The 17,985-nt window shown below is 54.2% G+C and carries 18 protein-coding genes; 14 read left to right on the top strand and 4 right to left on the bottom strand.

All coding sequences use genetic code 11. From position 1 onward, the window contains the following. Nucleotides 1-106: 106 nt before the first annotated feature. From J1782_RS16035 to rsmD, 3 genes are all read right to left on the bottom strand, one after another. Complete coding sequence (locus J1782_RS16035; RefSeq protein WP_101079422.1) at nt 107-733, bottom strand: lysoplasmalogenase; 627 nt, start codon at nt 731-733, stop codon at nt 107-109. A 221-nt stretch (nt 734-954) separates the two neighbouring features. Then, entirely contained in the window at nt 955-1,233 is a 279-nt protein-coding gene (locus J1782_RS16040; RefSeq protein ID WP_152324792.1) for a DUF1145 family protein, read from the bottom strand. Between the two features lies 1 nt (nt 1,234). After that, nucleotides 1,235-1,846 carry a 16S rRNA (guanine(966)-N(2))-methyltransferase gene (gene rsmD / locus J1782_RS16045; protein ID WP_152324793.1) on the bottom strand — a complete coding sequence of 204 codons (612 nt, stop codon included), beginning with the start codon at nt 1,844-1,846 and terminating at the stop codon, nt 1,235-1,237. A gap of 226 nt (nt 1,847-2,072) precedes the next feature. Between rsmD and ftsY the strand changes: the two genes are divergently transcribed. The 4 genes from ftsY to rpoH all read left to right on the top strand — a co-directional run bounded on the left by ftsY (nt 2,073) and on the right by rpoH (nt 6,313). Continuing rightward, nucleotides 2,073-3,485: a signal recognition particle-docking protein FtsY gene (gene ftsY, locus J1782_RS16050; protein ID WP_217153501.1), complete on the top strand. Its 1,413-nt coding sequence runs from the start codon at nt 2,073-2,075 to the stop codon at nt 3,483-3,485. Nucleotides 3,486-3,490: 5 nt separating this feature from the next. After that, nucleotides 3,491-4,156, top strand: a complete 666-nt coding sequence (gene ftsE / locus J1782_RS16055) for a cell division ATP-binding protein FtsE (protein ID WP_152324795.1) — start codon at nt 3,491-3,493, stop codon at nt 4,154-4,156. After that, entirely contained in the window at nt 4,156-5,136 is a 981-nt protein-coding gene (gene ftsX, locus J1782_RS16060) for a permease-like cell division protein FtsX (RefSeq protein WP_112290540.1), read from the top strand. Before ftsE ends, ftsX begins: the two co-directional genes overlap by 1 nt. 319 nt (nt 5,137-5,455) lie before the next feature. Beyond that, nucleotides 5,456-6,313 (top strand): RNA polymerase sigma factor RpoH, encoded by an 858-nt coding sequence (gene rpoH, locus J1782_RS16065; protein ID WP_152324796.1) that lies wholly within the window; start codon nt 5,456-5,458, stop codon nt 6,311-6,313. A gap of 69 nt (nt 6,314-6,382) precedes the next feature. Here rpoH and panM read toward each other — a convergent pair whose 3' ends face one another. After that, nucleotides 6,383-6,763 carry an aspartate 1-decarboxylase autocleavage activator PanM gene (gene panM / locus J1782_RS16070; protein ID WP_208951479.1) on the bottom strand — a complete coding sequence of 127 codons (381 nt, stop codon included), beginning with the start codon at nt 6,761-6,763 and terminating at the stop codon, nt 6,383-6,385. Between the two features lie 404 nt (nt 6,764-7,167). Between panM and J1782_RS16075 the strand changes: the two genes are divergently transcribed. The 10 genes from J1782_RS16075 (at nt 7,168) to J1782_RS16120 (ending at nt 17,985) form a co-directional block, all read left to right on the top strand. Then, a complete protein-coding gene (locus tag J1782_RS16075) occupies nt 7,168-8,280 on the top strand; it encodes a branched-chain amino acid ABC transporter substrate-binding protein (RefSeq protein WP_152324798.1) in 1,113 nt (370 codons plus the stop codon). Nucleotides 8,281-8,512: 232 nt separating this feature from the next. Next, nucleotides 8,513-9,439, top strand: coding sequence for a high-affinity branched-chain amino acid ABC transporter permease LivH (livH, locus tag J1782_RS16080; protein WP_095924234.1), 927 nt, complete (start codon nt 8,513-8,515; stop codon nt 9,437-9,439). Beyond that, nucleotides 9,436-10,725, top strand: a complete 1,290-nt coding sequence (locus tag J1782_RS16085) for a high-affinity branched-chain amino acid ABC transporter permease LivM (protein ID WP_152324799.1) — start codon at nt 9,436-9,438, stop codon at nt 10,723-10,725. The genes livH and J1782_RS16085 overlap by 4 nt, the downstream gene beginning before the upstream one ends. After that, on the top strand, nt 10,722-11,492 hold the full coding sequence (gene livG / locus J1782_RS16090; RefSeq protein ID WP_165061854.1) for a high-affinity branched-chain amino acid ABC transporter ATP-binding protein LivG: 771 nt from the start codon (nt 10,722-10,724) through the stop codon (nt 11,490-11,492). The genes J1782_RS16085 and livG overlap by 4 nt, the downstream gene beginning before the upstream one ends. A 27-nt stretch (nt 11,493-11,519) precedes the next feature. Next, a complete protein-coding gene (gene livF, locus J1782_RS16095; RefSeq protein ID WP_165061852.1) occupies nt 11,520-12,221 on the top strand; it encodes a high-affinity branched-chain amino acid ABC transporter ATP-binding protein LivF in 702 nt (233 codons plus the stop codon). Nucleotides 12,222-12,352: 131 nt separating this feature from the next. Next, on the top strand, nt 12,353-13,540 hold the full coding sequence (locus J1782_RS16100) for a PLP-dependent aminotransferase family protein (protein WP_217153502.1): 1,188 nt from the start codon (nt 12,353-12,355) through the stop codon (nt 13,538-13,540). A gap of 222 nt (nt 13,541-13,762) precedes the next feature. Further along, nucleotides 13,763-15,076 (top strand): sn-glycerol-3-phosphate ABC transporter substrate-binding protein UgpB, encoded by a 1,314-nt coding sequence (ugpB, locus tag J1782_RS16105; protein ID WP_217153503.1) that lies wholly within the window; start codon nt 13,763-13,765, stop codon nt 15,074-15,076. A gap of 100 nt (nt 15,077-15,176) precedes the next feature. Beyond that, nucleotides 15,177-16,064, top strand: a complete 888-nt coding sequence (gene ugpA, locus J1782_RS16110) for a sn-glycerol-3-phosphate ABC transporter permease UgpA (protein WP_152324804.1) — start codon at nt 15,177-15,179, stop codon at nt 16,062-16,064. After that, nucleotides 16,061-16,906 (top strand): sn-glycerol-3-phosphate ABC transporter permease UgpE, encoded by an 846-nt coding sequence (ugpE, locus tag J1782_RS16115; RefSeq protein WP_217153504.1) that lies wholly within the window; start codon nt 16,061-16,063, stop codon nt 16,904-16,906. Before ugpA ends, ugpE begins: the two co-directional genes overlap by 4 nt. Nucleotides 16,907-16,911: 5 nt before the next feature. Beyond that, entirely contained in the window at nt 16,912-17,985 is a 1,074-nt protein-coding gene (locus J1782_RS16120) for a sn-glycerol-3-phosphate import ATP-binding protein UgpC (RefSeq protein ID WP_120134718.1), read from the top strand.

The following is a 17,985-nucleotide window of genomic DNA, read 5'->3' on the forward strand; positions in this document are numbered from 1 at the left end:
CGGTTCGAAACCGAGTGGAATTACTCCCAGTGTAAACCCTGGAGTCAGCTCTAAGGTCAATAACAATTTCGAGATAGCGGAACCAGAACGGTTCCGCCGCAGGAATTTACAGGTAAAGCGACCGGACAATCAGGAAGTGACCGCCGAAATAACACGCGGCAACCAGTGCGTCGGAGGCGCGGAAAGTGAAGCGATAACGGCTGGTGAGCCAGAAAATATTCCCCAGCAACAGCAGCGCAGCGCCGCAAAACAGCGAGAACGCCATGTCGGTGCTGCGTGCGAAATACTGTTCACCCGCCAGCCAGACCATCAGCAGCGTCATCGCGATGTAAGTGGTCACTGCCCAGCGAAGTTCCGCCAGGCGCGTCCAGATCACCGCCAGTAATATCGCGCCGATAATCAGCAGCGTCAGCGGTAAAGGCCAGAAGAACGTAATCGTCATCTGGCTGGCAAAACTGAGCGTATACAGCAGATGCGAGAGGAAGAACGCGCCGATGGCGTACATAAACCGCTCTTCCGGCAGCAGCAACAGACCGTCGGCAACCAGCGTCGCGGCCAGACCCAGCAGGATCAGATAGCTGTAAACATTGAGCGTCGGTGCCTGCCAGGCAAGTAAAAGCAGCAATAATAAGGTGACGGGTTTGAATACCCAGCGTTGCCAGCGCGGGCCGCGATAGCTGGCGTCAACGAACAACCAGCCTGAGAAAAATACTGCGAGGAATGGCCAACTCATTGTTTATCCTTTTATATCTAAAAAACAGAAGATAAAACCAACGCAAGGATCTGCCTTCAGGAAAACACATCCTGGTTTCCCGTACTTATTCTCAGTGTAGGAGAGGCGCGGTGCCGCAGACAATCAGAAATAACCTTATCAGGCCGTCTGTTCAGGCAGAGTTGAAGAATAGCAGCCGCAGAGGGGCTTTTTACGGCGCACTACGCGCCGTAAAACGGGGATTACTTCTTGGTGGGCAACGGAGGCTGTTTTTTCTGCCAGGCCAGCAATTCAAACACGCCGAACAGGAAAATACGGGTTTGCAGCCAGCCACCAATGGTGTCCTTTTCCTTACCCTGCGTGGCTTTGAGCAACATCACCTGCAAGCCGTGCATGAAGAACATGAACACAATCGCCACGTCTAAAAAATACTTGATCGGTTTCGGGAAAGGGTGAATCAGGTTAAACGCCAGAAACGCCCAAATACACAACATCAACAACCGACCAATATTGATCAACATCTTACAGCTCCTGTTCTGGTGAGCCGGTTTCAGGCGTCACATCGCGATGGTAAAGGCGATAAGCAACTTGTCCGGCGACTTTCTCACGATGTAAACGCCAGCTGGCAGGCACATCCAGAGTGTCGTGTTCGGCTTCTGTTTCGACATAAATCCAGGCTTCGTCTGCCAGCCAGTTATTTTGCTCCAGCAGATTCAGCGTGTCTTGCAGAATACCTTTACGGAAAGGCGGATCGAGGAAAACCACATCAAAGGCATTCCCGGCTTTTGCCAGCCAGTTCAATGTATTGACGTTAAAGACTTGCGCATCTTTGGCGTTTAGCAGCGCCAGGTTTTTCTCTAACTGTTGCGCAACCGGGCGCTCAAACTCCAGCAGGGTGGCGCTGGCGGCGTAGCGCGATAACGCTTCCAGACCGAGTGCGCCGCTGCCTGCAAAACAGTCCAGACAATGTGCGCCCTGCAAAACCGGCGCGAGCCAGTTAAACAGCGTTTCGCGCACGCGATCGGTGGTCGGGCGCAGTCCCGGACTGTGTGGAACCGGAAGTTTGCGTCCGCGCCAGAGACCGCCAATAATTCGGATCTGGCCTGCGGCTGGAGTGTTGGGTTTCTTTGCCATAGTTCGCTTGTGTAATCCAAAGCCGTCGGGCTTCGTTGCATATCGTTTGGAGGGCTATTCTACCGGTGTGCGGGCATTGGGCAAATGTTTAACATTGTCGATTGAAAAACCACCGGAATTCACTACGCGGGCGTGTTGCCGGAAGGGGAAAGTGATAGACTGCCCGACCATAACCCGATTAATAATCCGTTCGCCAATCATTAGCGGCGAGGAGTGAAGTTGTAAAATGGCAAAAGATAAAAAACGCGGTTTCTTCTCCTGGTTTGGCCGTGGCCGTCAGGAAGAAGAGCAGCAGAAGGAAGAAATCCGCGAAGAACCGCCGGTTGCCGAAGCGCTACGGAGCGATACGCCTGCACAGGAAGCGCCACCGGCACCTGAAGAATCTCACGAACAGGCGGCGGCGGAACTGGCCGAAGAAATTGTTCACATCACCGAACAGGTCGCTGCGCAGCCCGTTGCTGAAACGCCTGTGGTTGCAGAAGTCGTCACCGAAGAACCGGTGCTGGTTGAAGAACAGGTTGTTGAAGACGAATTCGTTGAGTCAGCCGCTGAGATTGCAGAAGACGCCCGCGAAGATTCTCTCGACGCCGTCGACGACAGCCTGGTGGTGGAAGATCACGTTGCTGAAGAAGAACCTGTTGAAGACGCGCCGCTGCCCGTTGCGCTCGATCCTATCGTTGTGCTGCCTGCCGGTGAAACTGAGCAGGAACGTCCGACCAAAGAAGGTTTTTTCGCCCGCCTGAAACGCAGTCTGGTCAAAACTAAGCAGAATCTCGGCTCCGGTTTTGTCGGGTTGTTCCGCGGTAAAAAAATCGACGACGATCTGTTTGAAGAACTGGAAGAACAACTGCTGATCGCCGACGTTGGTGTTGAAACCACGCGTAAAATCATCACTTCGCTGACGGAGCACGCTTCGCGTAAGCAGCTGAAAGACGCCGATGCGCTCTACGGCAAGCTGAAGGAAGAAATGTCCGAAATTCTGGCGAAAGTTGACGAGCCACTGGATGTCAGCGGAAAAACCCCGTATGTCATTCTGATGGTTGGCGTGAACGGCGTCGGTAAAACGACCACCATCGGTAAGATGGCGCGTCAGTTTGAAGCGCAGGGCAAATCTGTGATGCTGGCGGCGGGTGATACTTTCCGTGCGGCCGCTGTTGAACAGTTGCAGGTCTGGGGCCAGCGCAACAAGATCCCGGTGATTGCCCAGCATACCGGTGCCGATTCCGCTTCCGTGATTTTCGATGCCATTCAGGCGGCGAAGGCCCGTAATATCGACGTACTGATCGCCGATACCGCCGGGCGTTTGCAGAACAAAGCGCACCTGATGGAAGAGCTGAAGAAAATAGTTCGTGTGATGAAAAAGCTCGACGAAGATGCGCCGCATGAAGTGATGCTGACGCTCGACGCCAGTACCGGCCAGAATGCCGTCAGTCAGGCAAAATTGTTTAACGAAGCGGTCGGGCTAACCGGCATTACGTTGACTAAACTGGACGGCACCGCAAAAGGCGGCGTGATATTCGCCATCGCCGATCAGTTCAGTATCCCGATACGTTATATCGGTGTCGGCGAAGGTATCGAAGATTTGAGGCCGTTTAAGGCAGACGATTTTATTGAGGCACTTTTTGCCCGAGAGGATTAATACGGATGATTCGCTTTGAACAGGTCAGTAAAGCTTATCTGGGCGGACGACAGGCGCTTCAGGGCGTCAATTTTCACATCCAGCAAGCGGAAATGGCATTTCTGACCGGACACTCTGGCGCGGGTAAAAGTACCCTGCTCAAGCTGATTTGCGGCATTGAGCGCCCGAGTGCCGGACACATTTTGTTTGGCGGCCATGACATCAGCCGTCTGAAATCCAGCGAAGTGCCGTTCCTGCGTCGTCAGATCGGCATGATCTTTCAGGATCACCATCTGCTGATGGATCGCACCGTGTATGACAATGTGGCAATGCCGCTGATCATTTCCGGCGCCAGCAGTGAAGATATCCGCCGTCGCGTTTCGGCGGCGCTGGATAAAGTCGGGTTGCTGGATAAAGCCAAAAACCTGCCGATTCAGTTATCCGGTGGTGAACAACAGCGCGTGGGCATTGCCCGCGCCGTCGTGAACAAGCCTGCGGTGCTGCTGGCGGATGAACCGACCGGTAACCTCGACGGCGAATTGTCGGAAGGCATTTTGCGTCTATTCGAAGAATTTAACCGCGTGGGCGTCACCGTTCTGATGGCGACGCATGATGTGGGTCTGATTGCCCGTCGAAATTATCGCACGCTGACGCTGAGTCAGGGGCGTATGTCGTCGGGAGGGGTGTACTAATGGCGAACAGTCCTAACCCGGCGAAAACCGCAAAAAGCGCACGCGCTGCGAAAAGTAAAGCATTGCAGGGTGGCTGGCGCGAACAGTGGCGCTATGCGTGGATGAACGCGCTGGCTGACATGCTGCGTCAGCCGCTGGCGACATTGCTCACGGTGATGGTCATCGCGATTTCCCTGACGCTGCCGAGTGTCTGTTATCTGGTATGGAAGAACGTCAGTACTGCGGCTGAACAGTGGTATCCGACGCCGCAGCTGACCGTTTATCTCGATAAAGCACTGGATGATGACGCCGCAGAAAACGTGGTGAAAACCCTCAAAACTGAAGCGGGCGTGGATAAAGTCAATTATCTCTCCCGTGAGGAAGCGATGGGTGAATTCCGCAACTGGTCAGGCTTTGGCGGCGCAATGGATATGCTCGAACAGAATCCGCTGCCTGCCGTGGCTATCATCACGCCAAAAATGAATTTCCAGGACTCCGCCACGCTGAACACCCTGCGCGATCGCGTTGCGGCGGTTCACGGTGTGGATGAAGTGCGTATGGATGACAGCTGGTTTGCCCGCCTTGCGGCGCTGACCGGTCTGGTGGGGCAAATTGCCGCGATGATTGGCGTGCTGATGGTGATTGCTGTCTTCCTGGTCATTGGTAACAGTGTGCGACTGAGTATCTTCAGCCGTCGCGATACCATCAACGTTATGAAGCTGATTGGTGCGACCGATGGCTTCATTTTAAGGCCGTTCCTGAACGGTGGCGCGATGCTCGGTTTTACCGGCGCGTTGTTGTCGCTGATCCTGTCGGAAGTGCTGGTACTGCGCCTTGAGAGCGTGGTGACGCAAGTCGCGCAAGTGTTCGGCACGACCTTTGATCTGCACGGTTTGGGCTGGGACGAAAGTCTGTTGCTGTTGATCGTGTCCGCAATGATTGGCTGGATTGCGGCGTGGCTGGCGACCGTTCAACATTTACGGCGATTTACACCACAGTAGCGAGAATTTGCTATAATGTCCCCCTGCTGCTCAGTAATTGTGTCTCAGGGGGAAGCTGTTTTCGGCCTTTCCGCCACATCATTTCCCTGCTTTCTCCGCAATGGCACAAATTCACTATCCAATAGTCAGTCTGTCACATACAGTCGTCAGACTGTTGAATCCGGCCGTGAACTTTATGTAAAATTCGGGGTCGAATAACAGCGGATATTAAGGGCTCGGCGTTGCTTCTGTGGTCGCCAGATGGCACACAGCGTAGCGGTATCATCCCGCAGCAACGTGGTATAAAACCTGCACAACGTCATACATGAGAGGCTTTTGAATGACTAACGAAATGCGCACTTTAGCATTAGTACCCCAAGGTAGCCTGGAAGCCTATGTTCGGGCAGCCAATACTTATCCTATGCTTACCGCAGAGGAAGAACGGGCACTGGCTGAGCGGCTGCATTACGACGGTGACCTGGACGCAGCGAAAGAGCTGATCCTGTCTCACCTGCGCTTTGTTGCTCATATTGCCCGCAACTATTCAGGCTACGGTTTGCCACAGGCGGACCTTATCCAGGAAGGTAACATCGGCCTGATGAAAGCGGTTCGCCGTTTTAATCCGGAAGTTGGTGTGCGTCTGGTGTCCTTTGCGGTGCATTGGATTAAAGCAGAAATTCACGAATACGTGCTGCGTAACTGGCGCATCGTGAAAGTCGCGACGACGAAAGCACAGCGTAAGCTGTTCTTTAACCTGCGTAAAAACAAACAACGTCTGGGCTGGTTCAGCCACGACGAAGTGGAGCACGTTGCCCGCGAACTGGGTGTGACCAGCAAAGATGTGCTGGAAATGGAATCGCGCATGGCCGCACAGGACATGACGTTCGACCCGACACCGGACGACGAACCACGCGACGGCGCCGCGATGGCACCGATGCTGTATCTGCAAGATAAAAGCTCTGACTTTGCAGAAAGCATCGAAGAAGATAACTGGGATCGCGATGCGACAGACAAACTAAGCTACGCGCTGGAAGGTCTGGACGAACGCAGCCAGGATATCATCCGTGCCCGCTGGTTAGATGACGATAACAAATCGACTCTGCAGGAACTGGCCGATAAATACGGTGTTTCAGCAGAACGTGTTCGTCAGCTTGAAAAGAACGCGATGAAGAAACTGCGTCTGGCGATTGAAGCCTGATACGACAGCTTTCTGAAACCAAAAAGCGACCTTCGGGTCGCTTTTTTTATGCCTGAAATTCAGCGCGGATTAGGGCTTCTTCCAGATATTCCCTGTCAGGGAAAAACCGCAGGCCTGCATAAAGGCGTCGGTCACGGCTTCGCCATCGGACGGCATTTCCCAGCTTTTGACCTGCGGAAGTTGCACCTGCAAATCTTCCATCAGATACAGCCCGACGCCGCGGCGCCGCGTCACTTCGCGAACCCGCAGATCCCTAAGCTCGCCGTGGTCGCCGTTCAGCCGGACTTTCACCGCGCCAAGAATGCGCTCGTTAAACACGGCGGCGAACAGCGCGTGGTGTTCGCTCAGGCTGCCTTGCCAGTCACTTTCCGTTTGCTCAGGCCAGACTTTTGCCAGATCGATGAGATCCTGCGTGCTGAGCGAAGTGAGTTTTTGGATGGTTAATTTCATGATGTGGATGGTCAGAAAAAAGAGGCGTTTAGTGTAGCGGATCCGTCTGAAAATCGGGCGTAACTTTTTTTGTACAGTAACAGGTTGAAAACTTTTTCAGCGATCCCTGTATAAGCGATAAATGTTGGCTTTAATCAATAATGCCAGCGTTAACGGCTGATTGTTTAAAAGAGAACCGATTTTCCATCCAAATAAAATTCTGTTTACACCTCATATTTCTGACTGTGCCATTTGATTTGCAGAAGAAAATTCCTGTTTAATGATATGAATTATAAAGTCTTATTCGAAAATAAGGCGAAATAAGCCGGTAACTCATTATTACTTATACTAAATTTCTTAAGTGATGATGTTTTGAACAGGCAGGCAAAGAGCAAACCACACCACACATCAAACGGGGTAATCGGATGAAAGTAACAAAGGGTAAGATCTGGCTGGCAGGGTGTATTGCATTAGCAATGAGTCAGGCGGCATTCGCGAAAGATATCAAAGTCGCCATCGTTGGTGCTATGTCAGGTCCGGTCGCCCAGTATGGTGATATGGAGTTTACAGGGGCTAAACAAGCGATCGCAGACATCAATGCCAAAGGCGGCGTGAAGGGCGATAAATTGGTTGGCGTCGAATATGACGACGCGTGTGATCCGAAACAAGCGGTCGCCGTTGCCAACAAAGTGATCAACGACGGTATCCGTTACGTGATTGGCCACCTATGTTCATCCTCAACACAGCCTGCTTCTGACATTTATGAAGACGAAGGCGTTCTGATGATCACGCCAGCCGCAACCAACGCAGACCTCACCACCCGTGGTTATAAAATGGTAATGCGCACCACTGGTCTGGATTCTGACCAGGGTCCGACCGCAGCCAAATACATCCTCGACACCATCAAACCAAAACGCATTGCTGTTGTGCATGATAAACAACAGTACGGCGAAGGCCTGGCCCGTTCCGTACAGGACGCGCTGAAAAAAGGCGGCGGCAACGTCGTTCTGTTTGAAGGTGTGACCGCCGGCGATAAAGACTTCTCTACGCTGGTTGCGCGTCTGAAGAAAGAAAACGTCGATTTCGTCTACTTCGGCGGTTACTACCCGGAGATGGGGCAGATCCTGCGCCAGTCTAAACAAGCCGGTCTGAACGCCAAATTTATGGGTCCGGAAGGCGTGGGTAACTCCTCACTGTCTAACATCGCCGGTGATGCCTCTGAAGGTATGCTGGTGACGCTGCCAAAACGTTATGACCAGGTTCCGGCTAACCAGCCAATCGTGGATGCCCTGAAAGCCAAAAAACTGGATCCAACCGGTCCGTTCGTCTGGACGACTTACGCCGCATTACAGGCGCTGACTACCGGTATGGAACGCAGCGGCAGCATGGAACCGGCTGACATCGCTAAAAATCTGAAATCAGCTTCCGTGGACACCGTCATGGGCCCCCTGAGCTGGGATGAAAAAGGTGACCTGAAAGGATTCGAATTCGGTATTTTCGAGTGGCATAAGGACGGCACGTCTACCCCTATCAAATAAATGCCCGGCATCCTTCGCGCCGCCTCTGCGTTGGCCGCCTTCATTCACCCCGGTCACTTACCTGTGTAAGCTCCCGGGGATTCATTCAGTTGCCGCCTTGAGGCAACACGAATGATTTTGGGCATTATGCTTCAGAACAGCGCATTACTCTGCCCGGCGTCTGGTGTTATAAAAGGCACCGGGTTGCAGTCTCAGCACAAGTTATCAAACCCTTGATTAATAAGGATAGGGTATGTCAGAGCAGTTCCTCTATTTCATTCAGCAGATGTTCAACGGCGTGACGTTGGGCAGTACTTATGCGCTGATCGCCATTGGTTACACCATGGTTTACGGCATTATCGGCATGATCAACTTCGCACACGGCGAGGTGTATATGATCGGCAGTTATGTCTCTTTTATCGTAATCGCCGCTTTGATGATGATGGGTATCGACGCCAGCTGGTTGCTGATCGGTGCCGGTTTTATCGCCGCGATTGTGATTTCCAGTGCCTACGGCTGGAGCATTGAACGCGTGGCATATAAGCCGGTGCGTAACTCCAAGCGTTTGATTGCACTGATTTCTGCCATCGGGATGTCAATTTTTCTGCAAAACTACGTCAGCCTGACTCAGGGCTCGCGTGACCTCGCTTTACCGAGTCTGGTGACCGGCCAGTGGAAACTGGGCGAAGCGAATGGTTTCGCCGCGACAATCAGCACCATGCAACTGATTATCTGGATAGTCACATTTGTCGCCATGCTGGCGCTGACGCTGTTCATCCGTTATTCACGTATGGGGCGTGCCTGCCGTGCCTGTGCGGAAGATCTCAAAATGGCCAGCCTGCTGGGGATCAGCACTGACCGCGTGATCTCGCTGACTTTCGTTATTGGCGCATTAATGGCGGCAGTGGCGGGCGTTCTGCTGGGGCAATTCTATGGCGTGATTAACCCGTACATTGGCTTTATGGCCGGGATGAAAGCCTTTACCGCAGCGGTTCTCGGCGGTATCGGCAGTATTCCTGGCGCGATGATTGGCGGCCTGATTTTAGGCGTGGCCGAAGCGCTGACCTCGGCGTATCTGAGCACCGAGTACAAAGATGTGGTGTCCTTCGCATTGCTGATCGTGGTGTTACTGGTGCTGCCGACCGGTATTCTCGGACGTCCGGAGGTTGAGAAAGTATGAAGCGCCTGAATCTGTTAAATGCGCTGGTCTCCGCTTTCGTCCTGCTGGTACTGGCTGCATTCATCATGGGATTACAGCTGAGCCTCGATGGCACAAAGCTGGTGGTCAACGGTGCCGGTGAAGTGCGCTGGACGTGGATTGCCATCGGTTGTGCCATCGTTTTCGTGTTTCAGCTGTTCCGTCCGATGGTCAGCAGTGGCCTGAAAAAAGTGTCCGGTCCGGGCTGGGTACTGCCGAGCTTTGACGGCTCGACGCCGAAACAAAAGCTGCTGGCGCTGGTGCTGATTATTGCCGCCATCGCCTGGCCGTTTATCGTTTCACGCGGCACGGTGGATATCGCCACGCTGACGCTTATCTACATTATGCTCGGCCTCGGTCTGAACGTGGTGGTCGGGTTGTCCGGTCTGCTGGTGCTGGGTTACGGCGGCTTTTACGCCATCGGCGCTTACACCTATGCGCTGCTCAATCACTATTACGGTATCGGTTTCTGGGAAGCATTACCGCTGGCCGGTCTGGTGTCGGCGGCGTTTGGTTTCCTGCTCGGGTTCCCGGTGCTGCGGCTGCGTGGCGATTATCTGGCGATTGTGACGCTCGGCTTCGGTGAGATCGTGCGTATCCTGCTGCTTAACAATACCGAACTGACCGGCGGGCCGAACGGCATCAGCCAGATCCCCAAACCGACGCTGTTCGGGCTGGAATTCAGCCGCACGCCACGCGACGGCGGTTGGGATACCTTCAGCAACTTCTTTCACGTCACCTACGACCCGAGCGACCGCATCATCTTCCTGTACATGGTGGCACTGTTGCTGGTGATTGCGACATTGTTCATCATCAACCGGCTGCTGCGCATGCCGCTGGGCCGTGCGTGGGAAGCGTTGCGTGAAGATGAAATTGCCTGCCGCTCGCTCGGGCTGAATCCGACCCGGATCAAACTGACCGCGTTCACCATCAGCGCCGCGTTTGCCGGTTTCGCCGGTACGCTGTTCGCCGCGCGTCAGGGCTTTGTCAGCCCGGAATCCTTCACCTTTGCGGAGTCCGCCTTTGTGCTGGCTATCGTGGTGCTCGGCGGCATGGGCTCACAGTTTGCCGTCATTCTGGCGGCCATTCTGCTGGTAGTTTCCCGCGAGCTGATGCGTGACCTCAATGAATACAGCATGTTACTGCTCGGTGCGTTAATGGTGCTGATGATGATTTGGCGTCCGCAGGGCTTGCTGCCGATGAAACGTCCGCAGCTGAAACTCAAATTGTCTAAAAAACAAATCGCCGATCAGGGGGAACAGGCATGAGCACGCAACCTCTGTTAGCCGTTGAAGGTTTAATGATGCGTTTTGGCGGCCTGCTGGCGGTCAACAACGTGGCGCTGAACCTCAATCAGGGCGAAATTGTGTCGCTGATTGGCCCGAACGGTGCCGGTAAAACCACGGTATTTAACTGTCTGACCGGTTTCTACAAACCGAGCGGCGGCACCATTAAACTGCGTGACCAGCATCTGGAAGGATTACCCGGGCAGAAAATTGCCCGCATGGGTGTGGTGCGAACCTTCCAGCACGTGCGTCTGTTCCGTGAAATGACGGTGATTGAAAACCTGCTGGTTGCCCAGCATCAGCACCTGAAAAGCGGTGTGCTGGCGGGGCTGTTCAAAACGCCGGGATTTCGTCGCGCCGAAGCAGAAGCGCTCGATCGCGCCGCCGACTGGCTGGAACGCGTCGGCTTGCTCGAGCTGGCGAACCGTCAGGCGGGTAATCTGGCGTACGGCCAGCAGCGCCGTCTGGAAATCGTCCGCTGCATGGTGACGCGCCCGGAAATCCTGATGCTCGACGAACCGGCTGCCGGTCTGAATCCGCGCGAAACCGAAGAGCTGAATCAGCTGATTGCCGAACTGCGTAACCAGCACAACGTGTCGGTGCTGCTGATTGAGCACGACATGAAGCTGGTGATGGGCATTTCCGACCGCATCTACGTGGTGAATCAGGGCACGCCGCTGGCGCAGGGCACACCGGCTGAAATTCGTAACAATCCTGACGTGATCCGCGCCTATTTAGGCGAAGGTTAATGGGCGAAGGCTAAGGGACAGAACAAGATGTTGTCATTTAATCAGGTATCCGCCCATTACGGCAAAATTCAGGCGCTGCATGAAGTCAGCCTGAGCATTAACAAAGGGGAAATCGTCACGCTGATCGGCGCGAACGGCGCGGGTAAAACCACGCTGCTCGGCAGTTTATGTGGCGAACCGCGGGCGTCGCACGGCTCGATCATTTTTGAAGGGCAGGACATCACACAGTGGCAGACCGCCAAAATCATGCGCGGCGATATCGCAATAGTGCCGGAAGGCCGCCGTGTGTTTTCGCGCATGACCGTGGAAGAGAATCTGGCGATGGGCGGATTTTTCGCCACACGTGACCAGTTTCATGCCCGTCTGGAGCGCGTGTTTACACTGTTCCCGCGTCTGAAAGAGCGTCGTGTTCAGCGTTCAGGCACTATGTCCGGCGGCGAGCAACAGATGCTGGCGATTGGCCGTGCGCTGATGAGCCAGCCGCGTTTACTGCTGCTCGACGAGCCGTCGCTCGGTCTGGCGCCGATCATCATCCAGCAGATTTTTGACACTATCCAGCAACTGCGCGAAGAAGGGATGACCATCTTCCTGGTCGAGCAAAACGCCAATCAGGCGCTGAAACTCGCCGATCGCGGTTATGTGCTGGAGAACGGTCATGTGGTGCTGGAAGATACCGGCGCGGCATTGCTGGCCAACGAAGCTGTGCGTGCGGCCTATCTCGGCGCATAAATTGGCTTCTGATTTTAAAAATCTGTGATAAATCTACTAAACCGCACGGCAAGCGCTTTGCGGTTTTTATTTTGTCGATAAATTAACATCTCTTACATTCTTATAACTTTGCACATCATCAGGAACATGTCATGAACACAGAAGGTTTACTCGCCGCCCGTATGGTCAGGCTTAAAAGTTCGGCCATCCGGGAATTGCTGAAACACAGCAAAATGGAAGGCGTTATTTCACTGGCGGGTGGTATTCCTTCTTCAGCGCTTTTTGATTTCGACGGCCTGCGTGAAGCCACACAGCTGGCGATAACAGAACAGCCGGAGCACGCATTCCAGTATGGCCTGACAGAAGGCAGTTATACGCTGCGTGAGCGTATTGCTTCTCTTTGTCAGGAACGTGGCGTGGTCGCGCAGCCTGAAGATATCGTAGTGACCGCCGGATCCCAGCAGGCGCTGGATCTGGTGATGCGCGCCGTGGTGAACCCGGATGATATTTTCGTGGTGGAGCGCCCGACCTATCTGGCCGCTTTGCAGACCCTGGAACTGGCCGAAGCGCAAATCCTCTCCGTCAGTTCAGACGGCGACGGCATGATTGTCGATGAGCTGGCCGAACTGCTGAAAACACAAAAGATTAAAGGCGTGTATCTGGTGCCGACGTTCGGTAACCCGAGCGGCGTGACCCTGAGCCGTGTGCGCCGTGAGCAGCTGGTGAAACTGGCGGCACAGCACGAATTCCTGATTGTAGAAGATGATCCGTACGGCGAACTGCGTTTCACCGAAGAACGCCAGCCGACGCTGTTTGAGCTGTCGAAAGCCCTTTTCGGTCACGCGGATAACATTATCTACACCTCGACGTTCTCTAAAATTCTGGCGCCGGGTTTGCGTCTGGGCTGGGTGATTATGCCTGACTGGCTGTTGCATAAGGTCGCCATCATCAAACAGGCGGCAGATTTGCACGCCAGCGCGTTGTCGCAGAGCATTGCGGAATATTATCTCGGTCTTGGCCGTCTGCCGAAGCAGATCGAAACCATTCGTGCCGCGTATAAAAAGAAATGCCAGGTCATGGCCGAACTGCTGGAACGCGAACTGGGCGACGTGCTGACGTTTGAATATCCGAAAGGCGGCATGTTCCTGTGGGCACGTTTCCGCGAGCCGCGTAACTGCGCTGAGTGGATGAAAAAGACGCTGGAGCAGGGCGTGGTGTTTGTGCCGGGCGAATTCTTCTATGCCGATAATCCGGATCACTCGACCTTCCGTCTGTCGTTCGCCACCGCGACCGAAGAGCAGATGCACGAGGCGGTTGCCCGCCTGAAACGCGCGCTGTAAAACCCCCGGATTTCCCTTCTTTATAAGGCGCATCGTTCACCCGATGCGCCTTCTTTTTTGCCATCTGTTCGTCACCTGCACTTCATGCTGCTGTAACGTTAATGTCATTTAACTGTTATTTATCTGTAATTTAGCCGTGTCATGTTACCTCCGCATAAAAACGTTTCTCAATACCCCATTTATCTCTGCCCCTTTTACACCAGCAGAATTCAGGAGACAGGCATGTTCATCAACCTCAAAAAAACGGTCATCGGCACCGCGCTGACGCTGGCTTTCAGCGCCAATGCCTTCGCTGTGACAGAAATTCCTTTCTGGCACTCTATGGACGGCGAATTAGGCAAAGAAGTGAACTCGCTGGCCGACCGTTTTAACCAGACGCACCCTGATGTCAAAATCGTGCCTGTCTATAAAGGCAAATACGACGAAAGCCTGGCGGCCGGTATCGCGGCATATCGCACCGGCAATGCTCCGGCTATCTTGCAGGTTTACGAAGTAGGCACCGCGACCATGATGGCCAGCAAAGCCATCAAACCGGTCTACGAAGTGTTCAGTGATGCAGGCATCAAAGAAGACGTTTCCCAGTTCGTGCCGACCGTTTCCGGTTATTACTCCGATTCCAAAGGCCGTCTGTTATCCCAGCCTTTCAACAGCTCCACGCCGGTGCTGTATTACAACAAAGATGCGTTTAAGAAAGCCGGTCTGAACCCGGATCAGCCGCCGAAAACCTGGCAGGATATGGCCGCGTACACCGAAAAACTGCGTGAAGCCGGCATGAAGTGCGGCTACGCCAGCGGCTGGCAGGGCTGGATCCAGATTGAGAACTTCAGCGCGTGGCACGGTCTGCCAATCGCTACCAAAAACAACGGATTCGACGGCACCGATGCGGTTCTGGAATTCAATAAACCAGAGCAAATCAAACACATTCAGATGCTCGAAGACATGAACAAAAAAGGTGATTTCACCTATTTTGGTCGTAAAGACGAATCCACCGCCAAGTTCTATAACGGCGACTGCGCGATGACTACCGCATCTTCCGGTTCACTGGCCGACATCCGTCAGTATTCCAAATTCAACTACGGCGTGGGCATGATGCCTTACGACGCAGATATCAAAGGCGCACCACAAAACGCCATCATCGGCGGCGCAAGCCTGTGGGTGATGAACGGCAAAGACAAAGACACTTACAAAGGCGTCGCCGAATTCCTGCAATTCCTGACCACGCCGGAAATCGCTGCCGAATGGCACCAGAAAACCGGTTATCTGCCGGTGACGACTGCGGCGTATGAGCTGACCAAAAAAGAAGGCTTCTACGAGAAGAATCCGGGTTCTGACGTTGCCACCCGCCAGATGCTGAACAAGCCGCCATTACCGTTCACCAAAGGTCTGCGTCTGGGCAACATGCCGCAGATACGTACCATCGTTGATGAAGAACTGGAAAGCGTCTGGAGCGGTAAGAAAAGCGCCAAAGAAGCACTGGATACCGCAGTACAGCGCGGGAATCTGCTGCTGCGTCGCTTCGAAGCTTCTACCAAATAATTTTCTTGCACCTCCCCCCGCGAAGGGGAGGGAGCAAAACAGCCTCCCCCTTTGCAGGGGGAGGAGCCAAACCCGTCATCGCATTAACGAGTAAACCATCATGAGTTCACACCGTCCCGGTTTTGGTTGCAGCTGGTTGCCCTACGCGCTGGTGTTGCCGCAGCTGTTGATCACCGCGATATTTTTCCTGTGGCCTGCCGGTCAGGCGCTGTGGTATTCGGTACAGACACTGGATCCTTTCGGCTTATCCAGCACCTTCGCCGGTCTGACTAACTTCACACAGCTGTTTCAGGACCCGTACTATCTCGACTCTTTTTATACCACGCTGAAATTCAGCTTTATGGTGGCATTCATCGGACTGGCCGTTTCGCTGTTTTTCGCGGCGCTGGTCGATCACGTGGTACGCGGCAGCCGGATTTATCAGACGCTGATGATCCTGCCTTACGCCGTGGCGCCTGCCGTCGCTGCCGTCTTGTGGATGTTCCTGTTCAGCCCCGGTTTGGGCCTGATTACTCATTTCCTGGGCTCGATAGGCTACAACTGGAACCACGCGCAAAACAGCGGTCAGGCGATGTTCCTGGTGGTGCTGGCGTCGGTCTGGAAGCAGGTCAGCTACAACTTCCTGTTCTTCCTGGCGGCGTTGCAGTCGATCCCAAAATCTCTGGTAGAAGCGGCGGCTATCGATGGCGCAGGCCCGGTACGTCGCTTCTTCAATCTCGTATTACCGCTGATTTCACCGGTGAGCTTCTTCCTGCTGGTGGTCAATCTGGTGTACGCCTTCTTTGATACCTTCCCGGTGATTGATGCCGCGACAGCCGGTGGCCCGGTACAAGCGACGACCACGCTGATTTATAAAGTGTATCGCGAAGGTTTCTCCGGTCTGGACTTGTCCAGTTCTGCCGCGCAGTCCGTCATTCTGATGCTGCTGGTTTGCGGCCTGACGTTCATTCAGTTCCGCTTTGTCGAGCGTAAGGTGCGTTACCAATGATTGAGAACCGCAGAGGGCTGGATATCTTCAGCCACATCATGCTGCTGCTTGGCGTGCTGGTGATTTTATTCCCGCTGTACGTCGCGTTTGTGGCGGCCTCGCTGGATAACAAACAGATTTTCGATGTGCCAATGACGCTGATCCCGGGCACCCATTTATGGGAAAACATCATCACCATCTGGACACAGGGGGCAGGGAACAGCAGTCCGGCATTCGGACGGATGCTGATCAATAGCTTCATCATGGCGATGGTGATCACCATCGGTAAGATTTCGGTGTCGATGCTTTCGGCTTACGCGATTGTCTATTTTCGTTTTCCGCTGCGTAACCTGTTCTTCTGGCTGATTTTCATGACGCTGATGTTGCCGGTGGAAGTGCGTATTTTCCCGACCGTTCAGGTCATCGCTAATCTGCATATGCTCGACAGCTACACCGGCCTGACGTTGCCGCTGATGGCCTCGGCGACCGCGACTTTCCTGTTTCGCCAGTTCTTTATGACCTTGCCGGATGAATTGCTGGAAGCCGCACGTATCGACGGCGCAGGCGCGATGCGCTTTTTCTGGGACATCGTGCTGCCGCTGTCGAAAACCAATCTGGCGGCGCTGTTCGTCATCACCTTTATTTATGGCTGGAACCAGTACCTGTGGCCGATTCTGATCACCAGCGATGCCTCGATGGGCACGGCGGTGGCGGGGATCAAAAGCATGATTTCCTCCGGCGACGGCTCGACCCAATGGAATCAGGTGATGGCGGCCATGATCCTGACCTTATTGCCACCGCTGGCGGTGGTGCTCCTGATGCAGCGCTGGTTTGTGCGCGGCCTGGTAGACAGTGAGAAGTAACTGAAATGGCAAATTTGAAATTACAGGCAGTGACCAAATCCTACGACGGCAAAAACCAGATCATCCAGAGCATCGATCTGGACGTGGCCGACGGCGAGTTCATCGTGATGGTCGGGCCTTCCGGCTGCGGAAAATCGACTCTGCTGCGCATGGTGGCCGGGCTTGAGCGCACGACCTCCGGTGATATCTACATTAATGACCAGCGCGTCACTGAACTGGAGCCGAAAGATCGCGGCATCGCAATGGTCTTCCAGAACTATGCGCTGTATCCGCACATGAGCGTGTACGACAACATGGCGTATGGCCTGAAAATCCGCGGCTTCGGCAAAGCGCAAATCAACGATCGCGTTGAGGAAGCGGCGCGCATTCTGGAACTGGGGCCGTTGCTCAAACGAAAACCGCGTGAGCTTTCCGGCGGCCAGCGTCAGCGTGTGGCAATGGGGCGTGCCATCGTGCGGGAACCGGCGGTATTCCTGTTCGACGAACCGCTTTCTAACCTCGACGCTAAACTGCGCGTCCAGATGCGCCTTGAACTACAACAATTACATCGTCGTCTGCGCACCACCAGCCTGTACGTTACCCACGATCAGGTGGAAGCCATGACCCTGGCCGAACGTGTGATCGTGATGAACAAAGGTATTGCCGAACAAATCGGCACGCCGTCGGAAGTCTATCGCCGTCCGGCCAGCCTGTTTGTCGCCAGCTTTATCGGCTCTCCGGCCATGAACCTGTTACCTGGCCAGCTCACCACGGACGGCACGTCGCTGGTGATGGAAGGCGGGTTTGAACTGCCGCTGCCGGTGGCGCGCCCTGAGTGGGGCGGTCGTGAGCTGACGGTCGGTATTCGCCCTGAACATATTCATCTGACTGATGACACACAAAACGGTATTCCGATGGTGCTCAATACGCTGGAACTGCTGGGTGCGGATAATCTGGCACACGGCAAACTGGCGGGCAGCGGCGTTGTGGTGCGTTTATCGCATGAAGTGTTCCCGACAGCCGGTTCGCTGTTGCGCTTGGTTTTCCCGGCGAAAGCGTTACACTTTTTCGATACTCACACCGGATTACGGATGGAATGA

It is taken from the genome of Rahnella sp. BCC 1045, assembly GCF_019049615.1.
GTDB lineage: Bacteria > Pseudomonadota > Gammaproteobacteria > Enterobacterales > Enterobacteriaceae > Rahnella > Rahnella contaminans.

Bases quoted from the DNA above. Each gene is read 5' to 3' on its own strand.
- J1782_RS16035 (WP_101079422.1), bottom strand. From the start codon at position 733: ATGAGTTGGCCATTCCTCGCAGTATTTTTCTCAGGCTGGTTGTTCGTT.
- J1782_RS16040 (WP_152324792.1), bottom strand. From the start codon at position 1,233: ATGTTGATCAATATTGGTCGGTTGTTGATGTTGTGTATTTGGGCGTTT.
- rsmD (WP_152324793.1), bottom strand. From the start codon at position 1,846: ATGGCAAAGAAACCCAACACTCCAGCCGCAGGCCAGATCCGAATTATT.
- ftsY (WP_217153501.1), top strand. From the start codon at position 2,073: ATGGCAAAAGATAAAAAACGCGGTTTCTTCTCCTGGTTTGGCCGTGGC.
- ftsE (WP_152324795.1), top strand. From the start codon at position 3,491: ATGATTCGCTTTGAACAGGTCAGTAAAGCTTATCTGGGCGGACGACAG.
- ftsX (WP_112290540.1), top strand. From the start codon at position 4,156: ATGGCGAACAGTCCTAACCCGGCGAAAACCGCAAAAAGCGCACGCGCT.
- rpoH (WP_152324796.1), top strand. From the start codon at position 5,456: ATGACTAACGAAATGCGCACTTTAGCATTAGTACCCCAAGGTAGCCTG.
- panM (WP_208951479.1), bottom strand. From the start codon at position 6,763: ATGAAATTAACCATCCAAAAACTCACTTCGCTCAGCACGCAGGATCTC.
- J1782_RS16075 (WP_152324798.1), top strand. From the start codon at position 7,168: ATGAAAGTAACAAAGGGTAAGATCTGGCTGGCAGGGTGTATTGCATTA.
- livH (WP_095924234.1), top strand. From the start codon at position 8,513: ATGTCAGAGCAGTTCCTCTATTTCATTCAGCAGATGTTCAACGGCGTG.
- J1782_RS16085 (WP_152324799.1), top strand. From the start codon at position 9,436: ATGAAGCGCCTGAATCTGTTAAATGCGCTGGTCTCCGCTTTCGTCCTG.
- livG (WP_165061854.1), top strand. From the start codon at position 10,722: ATGAGCACGCAACCTCTGTTAGCCGTTGAAGGTTTAATGATGCGTTTT.
- livF (WP_165061852.1), top strand. From the start codon at position 11,520: ATGTTGTCATTTAATCAGGTATCCGCCCATTACGGCAAAATTCAGGCG.
- J1782_RS16100 (WP_217153502.1), top strand. From the start codon at position 12,353: ATGAACACAGAAGGTTTACTCGCCGCCCGTATGGTCAGGCTTAAAAGT.
- ugpB (WP_217153503.1), top strand. From the start codon at position 13,763: ATGTTCATCAACCTCAAAAAAACGGTCATCGGCACCGCGCTGACGCTG.
- ugpA (WP_152324804.1), top strand. From the start codon at position 15,177: ATGAGTTCACACCGTCCCGGTTTTGGTTGCAGCTGGTTGCCCTACGCG.
- ugpE (WP_217153504.1), top strand. From the start codon at position 16,061: ATGATTGAGAACCGCAGAGGGCTGGATATCTTCAGCCACATCATGCTG.
- J1782_RS16120 (WP_120134718.1), top strand. From the start codon at position 16,912: ATGGCAAATTTGAAATTACAGGCAGTGACCAAATCCTACGACGGCAAA.